This window comes from Stutzerimonas stutzeri (assembly GCF_024448895.1).
Lineage (GTDB): Bacteria > Pseudomonadota > Gammaproteobacteria > Pseudomonadales > Pseudomonadaceae > Stutzerimonas > Stutzerimonas stutzeri_Q.
This window is the reverse complement of sequence record NZ_JAMOIC010000006.1, coordinates 154,360-170,066: the sequence shown is the minus strand read 5'-3', so window position 1 is coordinate 170,066 and position 15,707 is coordinate 154,360. Positions and strand designations below refer to the sequence as shown.

Sequence of the window (15,707 nt, the reverse complement as noted above, 5' to 3'; positions counted from 1 at the left end):
GGTCGCAGATCTTGAGTGAAACTACCTATGGGCTGCAGTCATGGATAGACCGCTTGAATCAGTCCGAGCTGCCTGCCTTGGCGGCGGTCGTGCAGGATCTGCAGCGGCTAACGCAGCAGGAGAATGCCTCCGTTCAGCAACTAGCGGACGTGCTGCTACGCGACGCGTCGCTGACGTCCAAGGTCCTTAGGGTCGGGAATAGCAGCTATTACAATCCGTCGCAGGAAACTATCAAGACCATATCCCGCGCCATCGTGATGATCGGCTTCGACAATGTTCGATTGATCAGCCTTTCAGTCAGCCTGATCGATGGCCTTCTGGATCAAGCGCCACGTCAACAGCTACAGGAACTGCTGGCCAGGTCGTTCCACGCAGCTGTTCAGGCCCGAAATATCGCGGGCTATGTACTGACCAAGCACGAAGAAGAGGTTTTCATCGCGACCTTGCTACACGAGGTTGGTGAGCTTGCCTTCTGGGGCTGTGGCGGTGCGCAGGCAGATGAGCTTGCAGCTGCCTTGACCGTAAGCGAAGTGGACCACGATCAAGCTGTCGAGAGGATCATCGGCACGAGTTTTCGTCAGTTGAATCTTGGGCTCATTAAGAGCTGGAACATCGGAGAACTGGCCAGCTTCGCTCACAGCTCGGCGAACCTGCGCGATCCCGCAGTGCGCTCAGTGAGTCTTGGTGCTCGTATTGGCGTAGCCGCGCTGAACGGCTGGGGATGTCCCGAGATGGACGCGTTGGTAAAGGAGCTGGCGGAGTTCAGCGGGATATCCGAAGAAGATGCAATGCAGCAGATCCTCGCCAGCGCAGACGAGGCAGTCAATGTCGCAACGACATTCGGCGCGAGCCGCTTGGGGAAGCTGATTCCGTCAACAGACCCGGAGCAGGTCAAGCTGCAACAGGCCCAGCGCGCGGCCAGTCTTCTGCAGCCTAACCTGCTTTTGATGCAGCAATCGATGCAGGATCTGGGGATGATGACGTCCAGTCGAGGCGATGTCGCACTGATTCTGAACGCTTTGCTCAAAGGTCTGCATGAAGGGGCAGGGCTCGAACGCGTGATGCTCGCGGTTCTCGCTGAGCAGCAAACTGCGTTTCGCGCCAAGCGTGTCGCTGGTGAGCAAACTCAACCGTGGCTCGAGAGCTTCGTTCTGCCGGGTGATTCGTCGGGGCAGGCGCATATCTTCAGCTACGTGCTAAGACAGCGTCAGCCCCTCTGGATGGGGGTGCCAGCAAGCTACAACCTCGATGACCTCGTAACCTTGCCGCTTCGCCAGCAGCTGGGGAAGGGGATGTTCTTCATTGCACCGCTCATGGCCGGCACGCGGGAAATCGGTGTGCTCTATGCGGACAACCGCATTTCCGATCGCGCGTTGAAGCATGAGCAGTTCATAGCCTTCCAGCGGTTCACGCAGCTGGCAGGTCGTTGCCTCGAAGCATTGAGTAAACGCAGCTGATCGCCTCAACCAATTCGGGTTGGATTAACGCGGAATATAGAGCGTAAGCGTTTGGCCCGGTTTGAGCTTCTGGCTGTCTCTCGGATTCCATGTTTTAAGGTTGTTGATCTGAACGTTGAAGCGCTTGGCTATCTCGTAAAGCGAGTCGCCTTTCTTCACCTTGTAATAGGTTGGAGCAGGTTTGGCCTTTTGATTGCTGCCGGCTGCCTGAAGAAACAGCGCCTGGCCTACCTTCAGGGTGCTGCCGGACAGGTTGTTCCATTGCTGTAGATCATGCACCGAGACTTTCTGGCTCTTGGCAATGTCCCAAAGGCTGTCTCCCTTGCGGACCCGATAGCTGCGTGGCGCCGGTTGGCTTCTTGCCACGGCATGAAGAAGCTCGGCGGACTGCTTCGTGCCGGCTGGTTGTGGAAGGCTCAAGACCTGTCCTATCTGCAGGCTGTCGCTGCGCAGGCGGTTGAGATCCCGGATGATGTTGACTGACAGGTTGTGCCTGTTGGCGATCGCACCAAGAGTATCGCCGGGGCGTACCTTATACTGCTGCCAGTCAACCAGATCCTGCGGCTTCATCAGGGCCAGGTTCGCGGCGAACATCTCGGCTTTGGCGCTCGGGACCAGGAGATGCTGAGGTCCATCAAGGGTTATGCGACGGGTAAAAGCCGGGTTCAGCTGGTAGATCTCGTCTTCATCGAGCTCCGCCATCTCGGCGACTCTGGCGAGGTCCATCCGCTGCTTTAGCGCGACCACCTCAAAGTAGGGTTCATTGGCAATCGGAGTCAGGTCCAAGCCGTATGCTTCAGGCGTCTGCACCATCTGCGACAGGGCGAGGAGCTTTGGTACGTAGTCCTGAGTCTCTCGCGGAAGTGGCAGGTTCCAGTAATCAGTAGGCAGGCCGAGCTTCTGATTTCGCTCTATGGCACGGCTGACAGTGCCTTCGCCTGAGTTATAGGCAGCTAGCGCGAGCAGCCAATCGTCGTTGAACAGGCCGTGCAGGTAGGTCAGGTAGCGCAAGGCGGCGGCAGTGGATGCGGTGATATCGCGGCGCCCGTCGTACCAGCTGGTCTGCTGCAGATTGAAGTGCCGGCCCGTCGAAGGAATGAATTGCCAGAGCCCGACCGCTTGAGCTGGAGAGTAGGCGAAGGGGTTGTAGGCGCTTTCGATGATTGGCAGTAGTGCCAGCTCGAGCGGCATGTCGCGCTCTTCGAGTTGCTCGACGATGTAATGAATGTAAGGGCCGCCGCGCTCACTTGCGATTTCGATCGAATTCGATCGGGCCGCAAACAGCAGCCGTTGCTGCTCGATGCGAGGATTGCTGTCGAGGTGGTCCTGCAGCTTGAATCCCTGTCTGACCCTGTCCCATATGTTGGTGTGTGTAGCAGGGGTCGGTTCGCTGGCTGTCAGCCAAAGCGTTTCCTGCACCTGTGGCGCAGGTCGCTTCGGCACGGCGGTTTGAGCCGGCGTTTGAGAACCGGTCGTTTGGCAGCCTGTGATTACAAGACAGATGGCCAGCGCCAGGGCCCTGCCGGAGGCTGCCAAGGCGTCCGGATGTGGGCTGTTCGAAGAGTCAGACGGCATTGGCTGGTGGGCTCCCATGGCGCAAATTCGGGGGAGTGTAGGAATGCCGTTCCGGTGGGTCAACCCGACTTCAGGGTTTTTGGGTACTGGTCGAACTTCGTTAAAAGCTGTCCTTCCATGCACGCAACGCCGTGAAAACGGCCTGTGGCGTATCGAGCTGACGGCTCGTGTGTCTGGTTGCCGCAGCGGCTACGGTGGCTTCTCCGCTTCGCAAGAAGGGATTAGTAGCCCTTTCGGTATGCAGATCTGAGGGCAGTGTGATGCGCCCCACGGCACGCAATTGGGTGACATCTTCGAAACGTTTTGCAATGGCCTGGTTGTCCGGCTCGACCGCTCGGGCGAAGCGCAGATTGCTCAAGGTGTACTCGTGGGCGCAATACACCTTGGTGGAAGGTGGTAAAGCTGCCAGCCTTTGCAATGAGGTGAACATCTGTTCCGGCGTACCTTCGAAAAGCCGCCCGCAACCCGCTGCAAAGAGCGTGTCGCCGCTCAGTAACCAGGGCTCGTCAGCGTTGCAATGGAAGTAAGCGATGTGCCCGCTGGTATGGCCGGGGACCTCGATCACCTGCAGCTCGTGGTCCAATATGCGAATGTTCTGTCCGTCCACTAGCGCATTGTCTCGACCGGGGATGCGCTCGGATGCCGGGCCGTAAACCGTCGCGCCATATCGGCCTTTGAGCTGTTCGACGCCACCCACATGATCGTGATGATGGTGGGTGGTCAGGATGTCGGTCAGGCGCCAGTCTGGGTGCTCATCCATCCATGCCTGAACGGGGCCTGCATCGCCCGGATCGACTGCTACGCAGAGACGGCGCTCGACATCCAGGAGCATCCATATGTAATTGTCGGTAAAGGCGGGGAGAGCTTCTATCTGCATCATAGGTACGGGTCGCCAAGTCATTAGCAAAGGCGCATCCTAACAGCCGAATCCAAAAGTTGAACCGACCGAGAAGGCCCGTGGATACGGCCGAACCGATGACCGGAGGCAAGCCATGAGTGAGTCTTGTAGCAAGTCGGATGAGCGTTGGCTGTCGCTGATGAATGATGCCAGTGCGTGGTTCGACAGCCCAGCGGGACGGCAGCTACTGGAGCAGGAGCAGCGCGTAATCAGTCAGGAACTGTCGCGCTGCTTTGGTAGTTATCTGGTGCATTACGGCCCCTTTGCCAACAGCGCTATCGAGCCACAGAAGATCAAGCGCAGCGTACGTCTGGGGCCGCCGCTCGCCGGTGTCGAGATCGTCTGCGAAGAGCAGTCCTGGCCGATCGGCGAGCATGCTGCCGATGTCGTAGTGGTGCAGCACGGTCTGGATTTCAGTCTTTCGCCACACGCGTTGTTGCGCGAAGCCGCTCGCAGTGTCAGGCCGGGCGGGCATCTGGTGATAGTCGGCGTCAATCCTTGGAGCCCCTGGGGCGCGAGCCGTCTGCTGTCCCGCAAGGCCCTTCGCCATGCGCGCTGCATTCGTCCTTCACGGGTCGGAGACTGGCTGAATCTGCTCGGATTCGCGCTGGAGAAACGCCGTTACGGGTGCTATTGTCCGCCGCTTTCTTCGGCTCAGTGGCGGGCGCGTCTTTCCGGCCTCGAGGTCGCTGGCGACCGGTTGCAGATGCCGACTGGTGGCTTTTATCTTTTGGTAGCGCGCAAGCTCATGGTCGGTCTACGACCGCTGCGACAGAGTCGTCGTGAGCGCATGGGCCAGCTGCTGCCGATGCCGGTTGCCAAAGTCAGCCGCCGCGACGCCGAACAGCAATAGGCAAATGATCATTCATGAGTGAAGAAACGGTTGAGGTGTACACGGACGGGGCCTGCAAAGGCAATCCCGGGCCGGGTGGCTGGGGTGCGCTGCTCGTCTACAAAGGAGTCGAGCGCGAACTCTGGGGCGGCGAAGCGGACACCACCAACAACCGCATGGAGTTGATGGCCGCGATCCGCGCGCTGGAAGAACTGAAAAGACCTTGCCAGGTGAAACTGGTGACCGACTCTCAGTATGTCATGCAGGGCATCAACGACTGGATGCCCAATTGGAAGAAGCGTGGCTGGAAAACAGCTGCCAAGCAGCCGGTCAAGAATGCCGATCTGTGGCGGCAACTGGATGAGCAGGTCAATCGCCATCAGGTGAGCTGGCAGTGGGTTCGCGGACATACCGGCCATCCTGGTAATGAGCGCGCCGATGTTCTCGCCAACCGCGGCGTGGTGCAGGCCAAACGACAAACAGCGTGAGTGAGTTGAGATATGCGTAGCGTAGTACTGGACACCGAAACCACTGGCATGCCGGTGACTGATGGCCACCGGATCATCGAGATCGGTTGTGTCGAAGTCATAGGTCGACGCCTGACGGGCCGGCATTACCACGTATACCTGCAGCCGGATCGTGAGGTTGACGAAGGCGCTATCGCCGTCCACGGCATCACCAACGAGTTCCTAACCGACAAACCAAGGTTCAAGGAAGTGGCTGATGAGTTCTTTGAATTCATCAAGGGCGCGCAGCTGATCATTCATAACGCCGCGTTTGACGTGGGCTTCATCAACAACGAATTTGCGCTGCTCGGCCAGCAGGATCGCGCAGAGCTCAGCGACCATTGCGGCATTCTGGACACCCTGTTGATGGCCCGCGAACGCCATCCGGGACAGCGCAACAGTCTCGATGCGTTGTGCAAACGATACGGCGTGGACAATTCCGGACGCGACCTGCACGGCGCTCTGCTGGATGCCGAGATTCTTGCAGACGTATACCTGACCATGACTGGCGGGCAGACCAATCTGTCCCTTGCTGGCGAAGGTGCGGATTCCGAAAACGGCGGCCGCCAACAGGCCACCCCGATCCGACGTCTGCCGGCCGATCGGCCAGGCACCTTGGTGATCCGCGCCAGTGCAGATGAAATAGCGGCTCATGCAGCGCGCATGCAGGCAATCGAAAAGGCGGCTGGAGCGGCGCCACTCTGGGTTCAGCTGGAGCAACCCGCCGAGATTCAGGGTGAAGCATTGCCCGCGTAGATTCTCATTGCGGGGCTGCATGCCCCGCATCAGCAAGGCGCAAATCATATTTCGCGCTTGGAGCTTGAGGGCGGAGGTTCTACGCTGGGGTGGAACGCCTCCAGGAAGCGCCCATGTACAAAGACCTCAAATTCCCCATCCTCATCGTTCATCGCGACATCAAGGCCGACACCGTCGCCGGTGAGCGAGTGCGTGAAATTGCTGCCGAGCTCGAGCGGGATGGCTTTCATATCCTCCCCACTGGCAGTGCCGCCGAAGGACGTATCGTTGCTTCTACCCATCACGGGCTGGCTTGCATTCTGGTTGCCGCCGAAGGCGCTGGTGAAAATCAACGGTTGTTGCAGGACGTCGTAGGGCTGATCCGGGTCGCACGTCGACGCGCTCCTCAGCTGCCTATCTTCGCGTTAGGCGAACAGATCACCATCGAGAATGCTCCTGCCGAGGCGATGGCTGATCTGAACGAGCTGCGCGGGCTGCTTTATCTGTTCGAAGACACCGTGCCCTTCCTGGCGCGGCAGGTAGCCAGGGCGGCGCGCAGCTATCTTGATGGTCTGCTTCCGCCGTTCTTTCGTGCGCTGGTGCAGCACACTGGCGACTCGAACTATTCCTGGCACACTCCCGGCCACGGCGGTGGCGTGGCCTTTCGAAAAAGCCCGGTTGGCCAAGCCTTCCACCAGTTCTTTGGCGAAAATACCCTTCGTTCGGATCTGTCTGTGTCGGTGCCGGAGCTTGGCTCACTGCTCGACCACACCGGCCCGCTGGCCGCGGCCGAAGCGCGCGCTGCTCGCAATTTTGGTGCAGACCATACGTTCTTCGTGATCAATGGCACCTCCACGGCCAACAAGATCGTCTGGCATTCGATGGTCGCGCGGGACGACTTGGTACTGGTGGACCGCAACTGCCACAAGTCGATATTGCACTCCATCATCATGACCGGCGCGATCCCGCTATATCTGACGCCGTCGCGTAACGAGCTCGGAATCATCGGGCCAATTCCGCTTGAGGAATTCTCACCGGAATCAATCCAGGCCAAGATCGACGCTAATCCCCTGGCGCGGGGCAGGACGTCGCGGGTCAGGCTCGCCGTGGTCACCAATTCCACTTATGACGGCCTTTGCTACAACGCCAATCTGATCAAGCGGACCCTTGGAAACAGTGTCGATGTGCTGCATTTCGATGAGGCCTGGTATGCCTACGCTGCCTTTCACGAGTTCTACGACGGGCGCTATGGGATGGATACCCGTGAGCAGGGTCCGCTGGTCTTCACAACCCATTCGACGCACAAGGTTCTCGCCGCTTTCAGCCAGGCTTCCATGATCCATGTGCTCGACAGTGAACAGCGGCAGCTCGATCGTGATCGCTTCAATGAGGCGTTCATGATGCATATCTCGACCTCACCACAGTACGGCATTCTGGCTTCGCTGGACGTTGCGTCAGCCATGATGGAAGGGCCGGCAGGCCGCTCGTTGATCCAGGAAACGTTCGATGAAGCCTTGAGCTTTCGCCGTGCTCTGGCCAACCTGCGGCAGCATCTGGCGCCGGATGACTGGTGGTTTAGCATCTGGCAGCCGCCCGCGGCGGAAGGTACTGATGAACTGATCACGAACGATTGGCTGCTAGAGCCGGAAGCGGACTGGCATGGTTTCGGTGACGTCGCGGACGACTATGTACTGCTCGATCCGATCAAGGTCACGCTGGTCACGCCGGGGCTCACTGCCGGGGGGAAACTGGGTGAGCGGGGCATCCCTGCCGCGGTCGTCAGCAAGTTTCTCTGGGAGCGGGGGCTTGTTGTCGAAAAGACAGGGCTGTACTCGATCCTGGTGCTGTTCTCCATGGGGATCACCAAAGGAAAATGGAGCACGTTGCTCACTGAGTTGCTGGAATTCAAAAGGCATTACGACAGTAACGTGCCCTTATGCGATGCACTGCCTACCGTCGTTCAGGCGGGAGGAAATCGATACGTCAGCATGGGACTGAAAGATCTGTGTGATTCCTTACACGATTGCTATCGAGAGAACGCGACGGCAAAAGCCATGCGTCGGATGTACACAGCGTTACCGGCGCTGGCCTTGAAGCCGGCTGATGCATACGACAAATTGGTCAGGGGTGAAGTGGAGGCGGTCCCGATCGAGGCGCTCGAAGGCCGTATTGCTGCGGTCATGCTTGTGCCGTATCCGCCTGGTATTCCACTGATCATGCCCGGCGAACGATTCACGCCTGAGACCCGGTCCATCCTCGATTACCTTGCCTTCGCACAGCGTTTCGCCGAGCAGTTCCCGGGTTTCGATGCCGATGTTCATGGTTTGCAGCATGAGGATCACCCCGACGGGGCCAGGTATACCGTCGATTGCATCCTTGAAAGCTAAGCCAGCGACTGGCGGGGGCCGTTAATGCGGTTGTCAAAGCCGATGATGCGCGAGGTCGTGGGCTGCATCACAACGTCCCGCATCGACTTTCATCAGGCTGTTGCTATAGTTGCTCGGCTGAGAGCAGTCCCCCTTGCGGGGCCTGTCCATCTTGTTTCTGGCACTTTGGTGCCTCGGCTGTCGAGGATGATAGCGTGACTGAATACCAAGCATTCCGAGTGGAGCTGAAGGATAAGGTCGCCCATGTGGCGATCAATCGGCCCGACAAGGTCAATGCCATGAACGCCGCGTTCTGGAGCGAGATCGTCGAGATCTTCCAATGGATCGACGATACCGATGAGATTCGGGTCGTGCTGTTAACCGGCGAGGGCAAGCATTTCTCCGCAGGTATCGACCTGCAGTTGCTGGCTCAAGCTGCTACCCAGATGGGACCTGACGTCGGACGTAACGCCGAACGATTGCGCCGCCAGATTCTCAAGCTCCAAGCCTCGTTCAATGCTGTCGATAACTGTCGCAAGCCGGTTATCGCTGCAATCCAGGGATATTGCATTGGTGGTGCGATCGACTTGATCGCAGCATGCGACATGCGTTACTGCACCCTTGATGCTCAGTTTTCCATCAAGGAAATCGACATGGGCATGGCGGCGGACGTTGGAACGCTGCAGCGCTTACCGAGAATCATCGGTGATGGAATGATGCGTGAACTGGCCTATACCGGCCGTACCGTCGAAGGGCAGGAAGCGCAGGCCATCGGGCTGGTCAACCGGGCCTATGCCGATCAGGCAGCGCTTACGGCTGCTGTTTCCGCGCTGGCCGCAGACATCGCAGCGAAGTCACCCGTGGCAATTCGCGGTACCAAGGAGATGATCCGTTACATGCGCGATCACAGAGTGGACGATGGATTGGAGTACATCGCTACCTGGAATGCGGCAATGCTTCAGTCAGCAGACCTCAAGGTCGCCATGGCTGCCCATATGAGCAAACAGAAACCGGACTTCGCTGACTGATGCATTATTTGAACGTTGCGCGGGAGGCGCGCTAGGCATGGTTACTGGAGCTACTTCACTGAGCCTGGTCCGCGATGAGCTTTTCGCAACCATGGAGGAAGCCGAGCAGAGTCTCGAGCATTTCATCATCGACCGAAACAACGGCAGCCTGTTGCAGCAGGCCGTTGAAAACCTCAAGCAGGTTCGCGGCACCTTGCGACTCATAGAGTTGACTGGTGCAGAACTGCTCGCGCAGGAAATTTTACAACTGGCGACAGATATCCCCGTCGGTGCAGGCGAAGAGCGAGACAGCCAGCTGGCAGCGCTGAGCAATGCGCTTTATGTGCTCGGGCGCTACCTGGAAAGTGTTGACGCCAGTCGCCAGGAAATGCCCGAGCTGCTTTTGCCGCCAATCAATGCCCTGCGGCGTGTCAGTGCTCAGTCGGCATTGCCCGAAAGCTTTTTCTTCAGCGTCAGGCTAGATCATTTGCGCCCGCCGATTGCCGCAGCGGTGCGCGAACCTTCTGTGCGCGCAAGTGAAGCGCGCCGGTTGCGTCAGATGTATCAGGTCGGCTTGCTGGGATTCATTCGGGAGGATAACGCTCAGGCAAGTCTCAAGCTCATGGGCAGAGCGCTCAGTCGTCTTGATCTGCTGTTTGCCAATACCCCTGGTGGACGACTGTGCTGGCTGGGCAGTGCAGCGTTGGAAGCCCAGTTGGATGGACAGCTGTTGCCGCGCCAGTCTCGCAAACAGTTGTTCTCAAGACTGGATCGCGAGCTGCGTCAGCTTTACAGCAACACCGCCTATGAACCGCCGCGGGTGCTGCTGAAAGAGTTGCTTTATCTGGTTGCGCTTGCAGAAAGCAATGGCCCTCTGGCTACACAGGTTCGGGAAACCTTCTCGCTTGGTTCGCTACCTTTCACCGACCATCTGCTCGAGGACGAATCGCAGCGTCTGGCCGGTCCTGGCCAAGCCGTCATGCGTTCGCTGTCCTCTGCCATCCGCGAAGAGCTGGCCAGCCTCAAGGATCTGCTTGATCTCATAGAGCGTCAGACGGCGCCGGCTGAGTCGTATGGGACTCTGCATAGCCTTCTTGGCAAGCTTGCCAAGACACTGGGCATGGTGGGACTGTCATCCGCTTCCAGCAACTTGCAAGCGCAGCTCCCGGTGGTTTCAGGCTGGAGTCTCGAGCAGCTCCCAGACTCGCAGGCGCTGCTCAAGCTGGCTGACGCTGTCCTCTACGTCGAAAGCATGGTGGCCAGTCTGGAGCGCGGCGAGCGCCGTGAAACACGGCCACAGGTTGTACAGCCCGGCCATGAAGCCGAAGCCTTTGCCAACCATCAGCTTGCGGAAGCCTGCATCGTGGTTATCGGTGAGGCGACTGCCGGCCTCGCACTCGCCAAGCGCGCTATCACGGCTTATCTGGAATCCAATGGGGAAAAACTGCACCTGGCTAACGTCCCCTTCAGCCTGATGGCTGTCCGTGGCGGGCTCCGTTTTCTTGAGCAAGACCGTGCTGCCGAACTGATAGGCGCTTGTGCGGAGTTCATCCAGAAACAGATGCTCGAAGGCGTGCAGATGCCTCCGGAGCAATTGCTCGAAACCCTGGCCGATGCCTTGACCAGTCTTGAGTACTACCTAGACGGCGGCGCGATATTGCGGCGCGACGATTCGCGCATCAGCGTCCTCGACATCGCAACTGAAAGTGTTCGAGCCCTGGGGCTTCCGGTGGCGGCCTAATGAGTCTTCGCTGGCAACCTGCATTGCTTGATCCCGCCGGTGAGGGTGGGTGGGCGGTAGTGCATTGCCAGCAAGGCTTTCTGTTCGACGAGAGCGGAGTGCTCTTTCCAAGGGCATGGCTGAAGCGTCTCGAACTACCGCTGTTGAGCGAACAAGGGCTGGGTTACTTCGACGGTGACCAGATATTCCTGCTTGAGCTTGCGCACCCAGTCGAAGTGCCTGGCGCAGCGTGGCAAGGTCTGCGGCAGTTCATGATGCAGGACGAGGATTCCGACAGATTTCGAATGCTCGGGTTTGCTGCTCAGATTGGTACCTGGGCCAACCACCATCGTTTCTGCGGCAGCTGCGGGCATCGGATGCGGCAGCATCTAACAGAGCGGGCGATGCAGTGCGACAGTTGCGGCATTCATCATTACCCCCGTATATCACCCAGCATGATCGTTCTGGTTACCCGAGGTGATGAGTTGCTATTGGCTCGATCCCCTCGATTCGCCTCAGGTGTTTACAGCACGTTGGCGGGCTTCGTTGAGCCTGGAGAGTCGGTCGAACAGTGCGTTCGCCGTGAGGTGAATGAAGAGGTTGGAGTGTCGATCCATGAGCCGCAATATATCTGCAGTCAGGGTTGGCCATTTCCCCATTCCCTTATGCTTGGATTCCATGCCGAATATGCGTCGGGTGAAATCGTCATGCAGCCTGAAGAGATTGAGGACGCTGGCTGGTTCTCGATTCACGATCTACCCCAATTGCCAGCTGCTAAATCCATCGCGCGCTACCTGATCGAGCTGTATCTGGCGAGGCGTTTAGGCCGTGCCGAACCAGTGTTGCCAGGCTAGCCTCAAACTAAGCACCAACACCACCGATATGAATATCGGCCGGATGAACTTAGAGCCTCCCTGTATCGCCGTGCGCGCACCAAGATAGGCGCCTGCCATCAAGGCGAGGCCCATTCCGATACCCAATGCCCATGCAACCTGCCCACTGATGATGAATACAGTGAGTGCCATGGCGTTGCTGACGAAGTTCATACTGCGCGCCACGCCGCTGGCCCTAAGCAGATCCACCGGATAAAGCAGCATGTTGCTGACCGTCCAGAACGCGCCAGTGCCAGGTCCCGCGACGCCATCGTAGAAACCCAGCGCCAATCCCTGAGGCCACTGCCGACGCTGGCCAATCGTCGCTCCTACGCCTCTCGGTGCGGTCGGCGTCCGACTGAACAGCAGATAAAGCCCACAGCCGAAAACGATCAGAGGCAGCATCTGATTAAGCCAGTGAGCTGGGATCCAGTGCGCAAGTCCAGCGCCTAGCGCTGCACCTATAGCCGTAGCTAACAACGCGAATCGCCATTGCCTGGGATCGAACAATTTTCTGCGGTAGAACGTAAAACTCGCCGTGGCCGAACCAAAGGTTGCGCACAGCTTGTTTGTGCCGAGGACCAGGTGAGGCGGCAGGCCAGCCGTGAGCAATGCCGGCAGGGTCAAGAGGCCGCCTCCACCCGCAATTGCATCAATAAAGCCCGCCAGAAAGGCAACGAGCATCAGCACAATCAGAACCAGCGGATCGGCGGTAACTTCAAAGATCGGCATACAGCGACTCAAGACGAGAGGGCAGAACAGCGAAGCATAATGCCGGTGGCGCACCCACAAGCCAATCGCCGTAGCGTGATTTGCATCAATCAACGTCGGACATACGTTGCGAAAGCAGAATGTCGACTCGTCTCCAGTGTTCTGAACTTGCTGTGGCTGGGCTCCGATACGCTACCGATAATGGGCCGTCGTATTAATTGGGAAGGCGGTCAATGCAATATCTGGGGCTTGCGGTGGTTGTCGCGCTAGTTGCGCTGCTCACTGCGTTGATCGCGGTGCGTATGCTGGCTGGTGGGCACTGGCTGCTCGGCTGGTTGCGCGGCACCTTTGGAATGCTGGTCCTGGGGTTAGCCGCTCTGGTCGGGCTGATCGCCTGGGACCTTACAACCTACCAGCCTCTCAAGATCGGCACGCCGCTGGTCTCGCTGTCCTTCAAAGCCGATGGGCAGCAGCGGTATCAGGTGAGGATGGAGGAGGGGCAGAAGGTTCGCTTCGTTACGCTGGAAGGCGATCTGTGGCAGCTCGATCTACGCGCGCTGCATTGGAAAGGCATCGCAACCTTGATAGGGCTCGAGCCCGGCTATCGGTTGGAGAAACTCTCTGGTCGCTACCTCGCTGTCGAGCAACAAGATCATCTGCGGCATCCCAACGTAGCACTGGCGAACAGTCGAGCGGGAGTCGACTTCTGGCGTTGGTTGCAGAGTTGTCAGTGCACACCACTGCTGATCGAGGCGCAGCCGCGACGCGTCAGTTTTCTGCCGATTGCCGATGGTGCCGAATACAAGGTCGAGATGGCGCCGACGGGACTGCTGGCCAAGCCGGCAAACGCTGCAGCCGAGCGAGCGTTGAAGGACTGGTAACATGGCCCTTGGTGCTGAAACAAGAAGCGCTGAAACAAGAAAGGGAACCCGAGGGTTCCCTTTCTTCGTATGGACTACTCAGGCGAGATAGCCGCCATCCACATTGAGCGACAACCCAGTGGTGTAGCTCGATGCGTCGCTGGCGAGATAGAGCACAGCTCCGGCCATTTCGCTTGGATCGGCGACCCGGTGCAGTGGGATATGGCGCAGAGCTTCTTCGCGAATAGAGTCGTTCTTGACCAGCGCCGAAGCGAACTTGGTATCCGTCAAGCCCGGTAACAGCGCATTGCATCGAATGCCTTGAGCAGCGCATTCCTTGGCGAACGCCTTAGTCATGTTGATGACTGCTGCCTTGGTGACCGAATAGATACCCTGGAAATTGCCCGGCGTTACACCGTTGATGGATGCAACGTTGATGATGCTGCCGCCGCCGTGCTCACGCATCAGCTTGCCCGCTTCGACCGACATGAAGAAGTAGCCACGGATGTTCACGTCGACAGTCTTCTGAAATGCAGAAGCATCGGTATCCAGGATATGGCAGAACTGTGGGTTGGTAGCTGCGTTGTTGACCAGGATATCCAGTCGGCCGAACTGCTCACGGATCTGGGCAAAGACCGCCTGGATTTGCTCCAGCTCGCCAATATGACAGGCCACCGCAGTGGCCTTTCCACCCGCTGCGACGATTGCATCCGCAACAGCCTGACAGCCATCGATTTTGCGGCTGGAGACGATTACGTGCGCGCCTTGCTGGGCCAGAAGCTTGGCGATCGCTTCTCCAATACCACGGCTGGCTCCGGAGACGAAGGCGATCTTGCCGTCGAGATCGAATAGATTGGTCTTGCTCATGGGGCGATTCCTTATGGTGAGCTGTCTTACAGCTTCGAATTGTTGATGACGTGCAGGCTTACCTGCTCAAGCAGGGCATTCATTTGCACGAATTTAGCGAATCGTTTGTCCTGGGTCTGGCCGTGGAAATACCGGTAATAGATCTGCTGAACAATTGCCGCCAGCCGAAACAGGCCATAGGTGTAGTAGTAGTCGAAGTTGTCGATACGGATACCTGCCTGCTCGGCGTAGTACTCGACGAACTGCTGACGCGTAAGCATGCCTGGCGCGTTACTGGGCTGCCTGCGGATCAGTTGCATCGGGGCGGGATCAGTCGCTTCGATCCAGTAGGCGAGCGTATTACCGAGATCCATCAGGGGATCACCGATCGTAGTCATCTCCCAATCCAGCACGCCGATGATTTCCATCGGGTTATCCGGGTTGAGAATGACGTTGTCGAGACGGTAGTCGTTATGGACGATACCGGGCTTGGGGTGATCCTCGGGCATCTTGTCCCGTAGCCACTCTTTGACCGGTGCCCAGCCGGGCGCATCGGAGGTCGCTGCGCGCTCGTAGCGATCTATCCAGCCTTCTATCTGGCGCTGTACGTAGCCCTCGGGCTTGCCCAGATCGCCAAGACCGCAGGCCTTGTAGTCAACGTTGTGCAGTTCCACGAACTTGTCGATGAAGCTCTTGCATAGCGCGGTGGTCTGGCCGGCGCTGAAGCCAAGCTCTGCAGGCATGTCTTCTCGAAGAATGATGCCCTTGACGCGCTCCATGACATAGAACTCCGCTCCGATCAGCGCCTCGTCGGTGCAATGCACGTAGGCCTTCGGGCAATACGGGAAGCCTGCATTTAGCTGATTGAGAATTCGATATTCGCGGCCCATATCATGGGCGGATTTTGCTTTGTGGCCAAAAGGAGGCCGCCGAAGTACCAGCTCCTGGCTCGGGTACTCCAGCAAATAGGTCAGATTCGATGCGCCACCCGGGAACTGAGAAATATTCGGACTGCCGCTTAGCCTTGAGATATGGGCTTTCAAATACTGGTCGATGACCTCGGTAGGCAGCTCTTCACCGGCCCGTACGTGGCTGGTCTGATCTGTTAGCGCCATGCTTATCCCTTCTTATAATCGGTGCTTTGGTTAGCCGGTGTCGCTGTTATCGCGCGAAGCGCCGACGAACCATACGGCGCTGGTAAATCTAATCGTGTGCCCACGACAGACCAAGCAAACTTGGCTGTTATTGGTCAGGGTGTTGCCGGGTGATCAAGCTGCTTGATGCTCGAAAATCATTAAAAAAGCGCATAAAAAAACCGAAGT

The 15,707-nt window shown here is 58.2% G+C and carries 14 protein-coding genes; 9 read left to right on the top strand and 5 right to left on the bottom strand.

Features of this window, described 5'->3' with window-relative positions; translation table 11 throughout:
- Nucleotides 1-11: 11 nt before the first annotated feature.
- Nucleotides 12-1,457, top strand: coding sequence for an HDOD domain-containing protein (locus NA619_RS09605; protein ID WP_423836818.1), 1,446 nt, complete (start codon nucleotides 12-14; stop codon nucleotides 1,455-1,457).
- A 24-nt stretch (nucleotides 1,458-1,481) separates the two neighbouring features.
- Here the strand turns inward: NA619_RS09605 and NA619_RS09600 are convergent, their stop codons facing one another.
- Together NA619_RS09600 and gloB are read right to left on the bottom strand one after the other, a co-directional pair.
- Nucleotides 1,482-3,032, bottom strand: coding sequence for a LysM peptidoglycan-binding domain-containing protein (locus NA619_RS09600; RefSeq protein WP_255961628.1), 1,551 nt, complete (start codon nucleotides 3,030-3,032; stop codon nucleotides 1,482-1,484).
- A gap of 100 nt (nucleotides 3,033-3,132) precedes the next feature.
- Entirely contained in the window at nucleotides 3,133-3,912 is a 780-nt protein-coding gene (gene gloB / locus NA619_RS09595) for a hydroxyacylglutathione hydrolase (protein WP_255961627.1), read from the bottom strand.
- A gap of 112 nt (nucleotides 3,913-4,024) precedes the next feature.
- On the opposite strand from gloB, the gene NA619_RS09590 reads away from it, so the two are divergent.
- From NA619_RS09590 to nudC, 7 genes are all read left to right on the top strand, one after another.
- Complete coding sequence (locus NA619_RS09590) at nucleotides 4,025-4,783, top strand: class I SAM-dependent methyltransferase (RefSeq protein WP_255961626.1); 759 nt, start codon at nucleotides 4,025-4,027, stop codon at nucleotides 4,781-4,783.
- A gap of 14 nt (nucleotides 4,784-4,797) precedes the next feature.
- Nucleotides 4,798-5,250 (top strand): ribonuclease HI, encoded by a 453-nt coding sequence (gene rnhA, locus NA619_RS09585; RefSeq protein WP_255961625.1) that lies wholly within the window; start codon nucleotides 4,798-4,800, stop codon nucleotides 5,248-5,250.
- Nucleotides 5,251-5,262: 12 nt separating this feature from the next.
- Nucleotides 5,263-6,024 (top strand): DNA polymerase III subunit epsilon, encoded by a 762-nt coding sequence (gene dnaQ / locus NA619_RS09580; protein ID WP_255961624.1) that lies wholly within the window; start codon nucleotides 5,263-5,265, stop codon nucleotides 6,022-6,024.
- A gap of 113 nt (nucleotides 6,025-6,137) precedes the next feature.
- Nucleotides 6,138-8,390 carry an Orn/Lys/Arg decarboxylase N-terminal domain-containing protein gene (locus tag NA619_RS09575; protein WP_255961623.1) on the top strand — a complete coding sequence of 751 codons (2,253 nt, stop codon included), beginning with the start codon at nucleotides 6,138-6,140 and terminating at the stop codon, nucleotides 8,388-8,390.
- Between the two features lie 194 nt (nucleotides 8,391-8,584).
- The gene (locus NA619_RS09570; protein WP_255961622.1) at nucleotides 8,585-9,397 is read left to right on the top strand and encodes a crotonase/enoyl-CoA hydratase family protein; all 813 of its coding nucleotides are present in this window, start codon (nucleotides 8,585-8,587) and stop codon (nucleotides 9,395-9,397) included.
- Between the two features lie 37 nt (nucleotides 9,398-9,434).
- Nucleotides 9,435-11,117: a ferrous iron transporter B gene (locus NA619_RS09565; protein ID WP_255961621.1), complete on the top strand. Its 1,683-nt coding sequence runs from the start codon at nucleotides 9,435-9,437 to the stop codon at nucleotides 11,115-11,117.
- Entirely contained in the window at nucleotides 11,117-11,950 is an 834-nt protein-coding gene (nudC, locus tag NA619_RS09560; RefSeq protein WP_255961620.1) for an NAD(+) diphosphatase, read from the top strand. The genes NA619_RS09565 and nudC overlap by 1 nt, the downstream gene beginning before the upstream one ends.
- On the opposite strand, the gene NA619_RS09555 is transcribed toward nudC, so the two are convergent.
- Nucleotides 11,918-12,700 carry a TSUP family transporter gene (locus tag NA619_RS09555; RefSeq protein WP_255961619.1) on the bottom strand — a complete coding sequence of 261 codons (783 nt, stop codon included), beginning with the start codon at nucleotides 12,698-12,700 and terminating at the stop codon, nucleotides 11,918-11,920. The two genes, nudC and NA619_RS09555, sit on opposite strands and share 33 nt — an antisense overlap.
- Nucleotides 12,701-12,912: 212 nt before the next feature.
- On the opposite strand from NA619_RS09555, the gene NA619_RS09550 reads away from it, so the two are divergent.
- Nucleotides 12,913-13,560, top strand: a complete 648-nt coding sequence (locus NA619_RS09550; protein WP_255961618.1) for a hypothetical protein — start codon at nucleotides 12,913-12,915, stop codon at nucleotides 13,558-13,560.
- A 78-nt stretch (nucleotides 13,561-13,638) separates the two neighbouring features.
- On the opposite strand, the gene NA619_RS09545 is transcribed toward NA619_RS09550, so the two are convergent.
- On the bottom strand, nucleotides 13,639-14,406 hold the full coding sequence (locus NA619_RS09545) for an SDR family oxidoreductase (RefSeq protein ID WP_255961617.1): 768 nt from the start codon (nucleotides 14,404-14,406) through the stop codon (nucleotides 13,639-13,641).
- Between the two features lie 26 nt (nucleotides 14,407-14,432).
- Complete coding sequence (locus NA619_RS09540; RefSeq protein WP_255961616.1) at nucleotides 14,433-15,500, bottom strand: phosphotransferase family protein; 1,068 nt, start codon at nucleotides 15,498-15,500, stop codon at nucleotides 14,433-14,435.
- Nucleotides 15,501-15,707 lie beyond the last annotated feature (207 nt).

Coding starts and splice junctions, on each gene's coding strand:
- nudC (WP_255961620.1), top strand. CDS start 11,117: ATGAGTCTTCGCTGGCAACCTGCATTGCTTGATCCCGCCGGTGAGGGT.
- rnhA (WP_255961625.1), top strand. CDS start 4,798: ATGAGTGAAGAAACGGTTGAGGTGTACACGGACGGGGCCTGCAAAGGC.
- NA619_RS09555 (WP_255961619.1), bottom strand. CDS start 12,700: ATGCCGATCTTTGAAGTTACCGCCGATCCGCTGGTTCTGATTGTGCTG.
- gloB (WP_255961627.1), bottom strand. CDS start 3,912: ATGATGCAGATAGAAGCTCTCCCCGCCTTTACCGACAATTACATATGG.
- NA619_RS09550 (WP_255961618.1), top strand. CDS start 12,913: ATGCAATATCTGGGGCTTGCGGTGGTTGTCGCGCTAGTTGCGCTGCTC.
- NA619_RS09575 (WP_255961623.1), top strand. CDS start 6,138: ATGTACAAAGACCTCAAATTCCCCATCCTCATCGTTCATCGCGACATC.
- dnaQ (WP_255961624.1), top strand. CDS start 5,263: ATGCGTAGCGTAGTACTGGACACCGAAACCACTGGCATGCCGGTGACT.
- NA619_RS09590 (WP_255961626.1), top strand. CDS start 4,025: ATGAGTGAGTCTTGTAGCAAGTCGGATGAGCGTTGGCTGTCGCTGATG.
- NA619_RS09565 (WP_255961621.1), top strand. CDS start 9,435: ATGGTTACTGGAGCTACTTCACTGAGCCTGGTCCGCGATGAGCTTTTC.
- NA619_RS09540 (WP_255961616.1), bottom strand. CDS start 15,500: ATGGCGCTAACAGATCAGACCAGCCACGTACGGGCCGGTGAAGAGCTG.
- NA619_RS09600 (WP_255961628.1), bottom strand. CDS start 3,032: ATGCCGTCTGACTCTTCGAACAGCCCACATCCGGACGCCTTGGCAGCC.
- NA619_RS09545 (WP_255961617.1), bottom strand. CDS start 14,406: ATGAGCAAGACCAATCTATTCGATCTCGACGGCAAGATCGCCTTCGTC.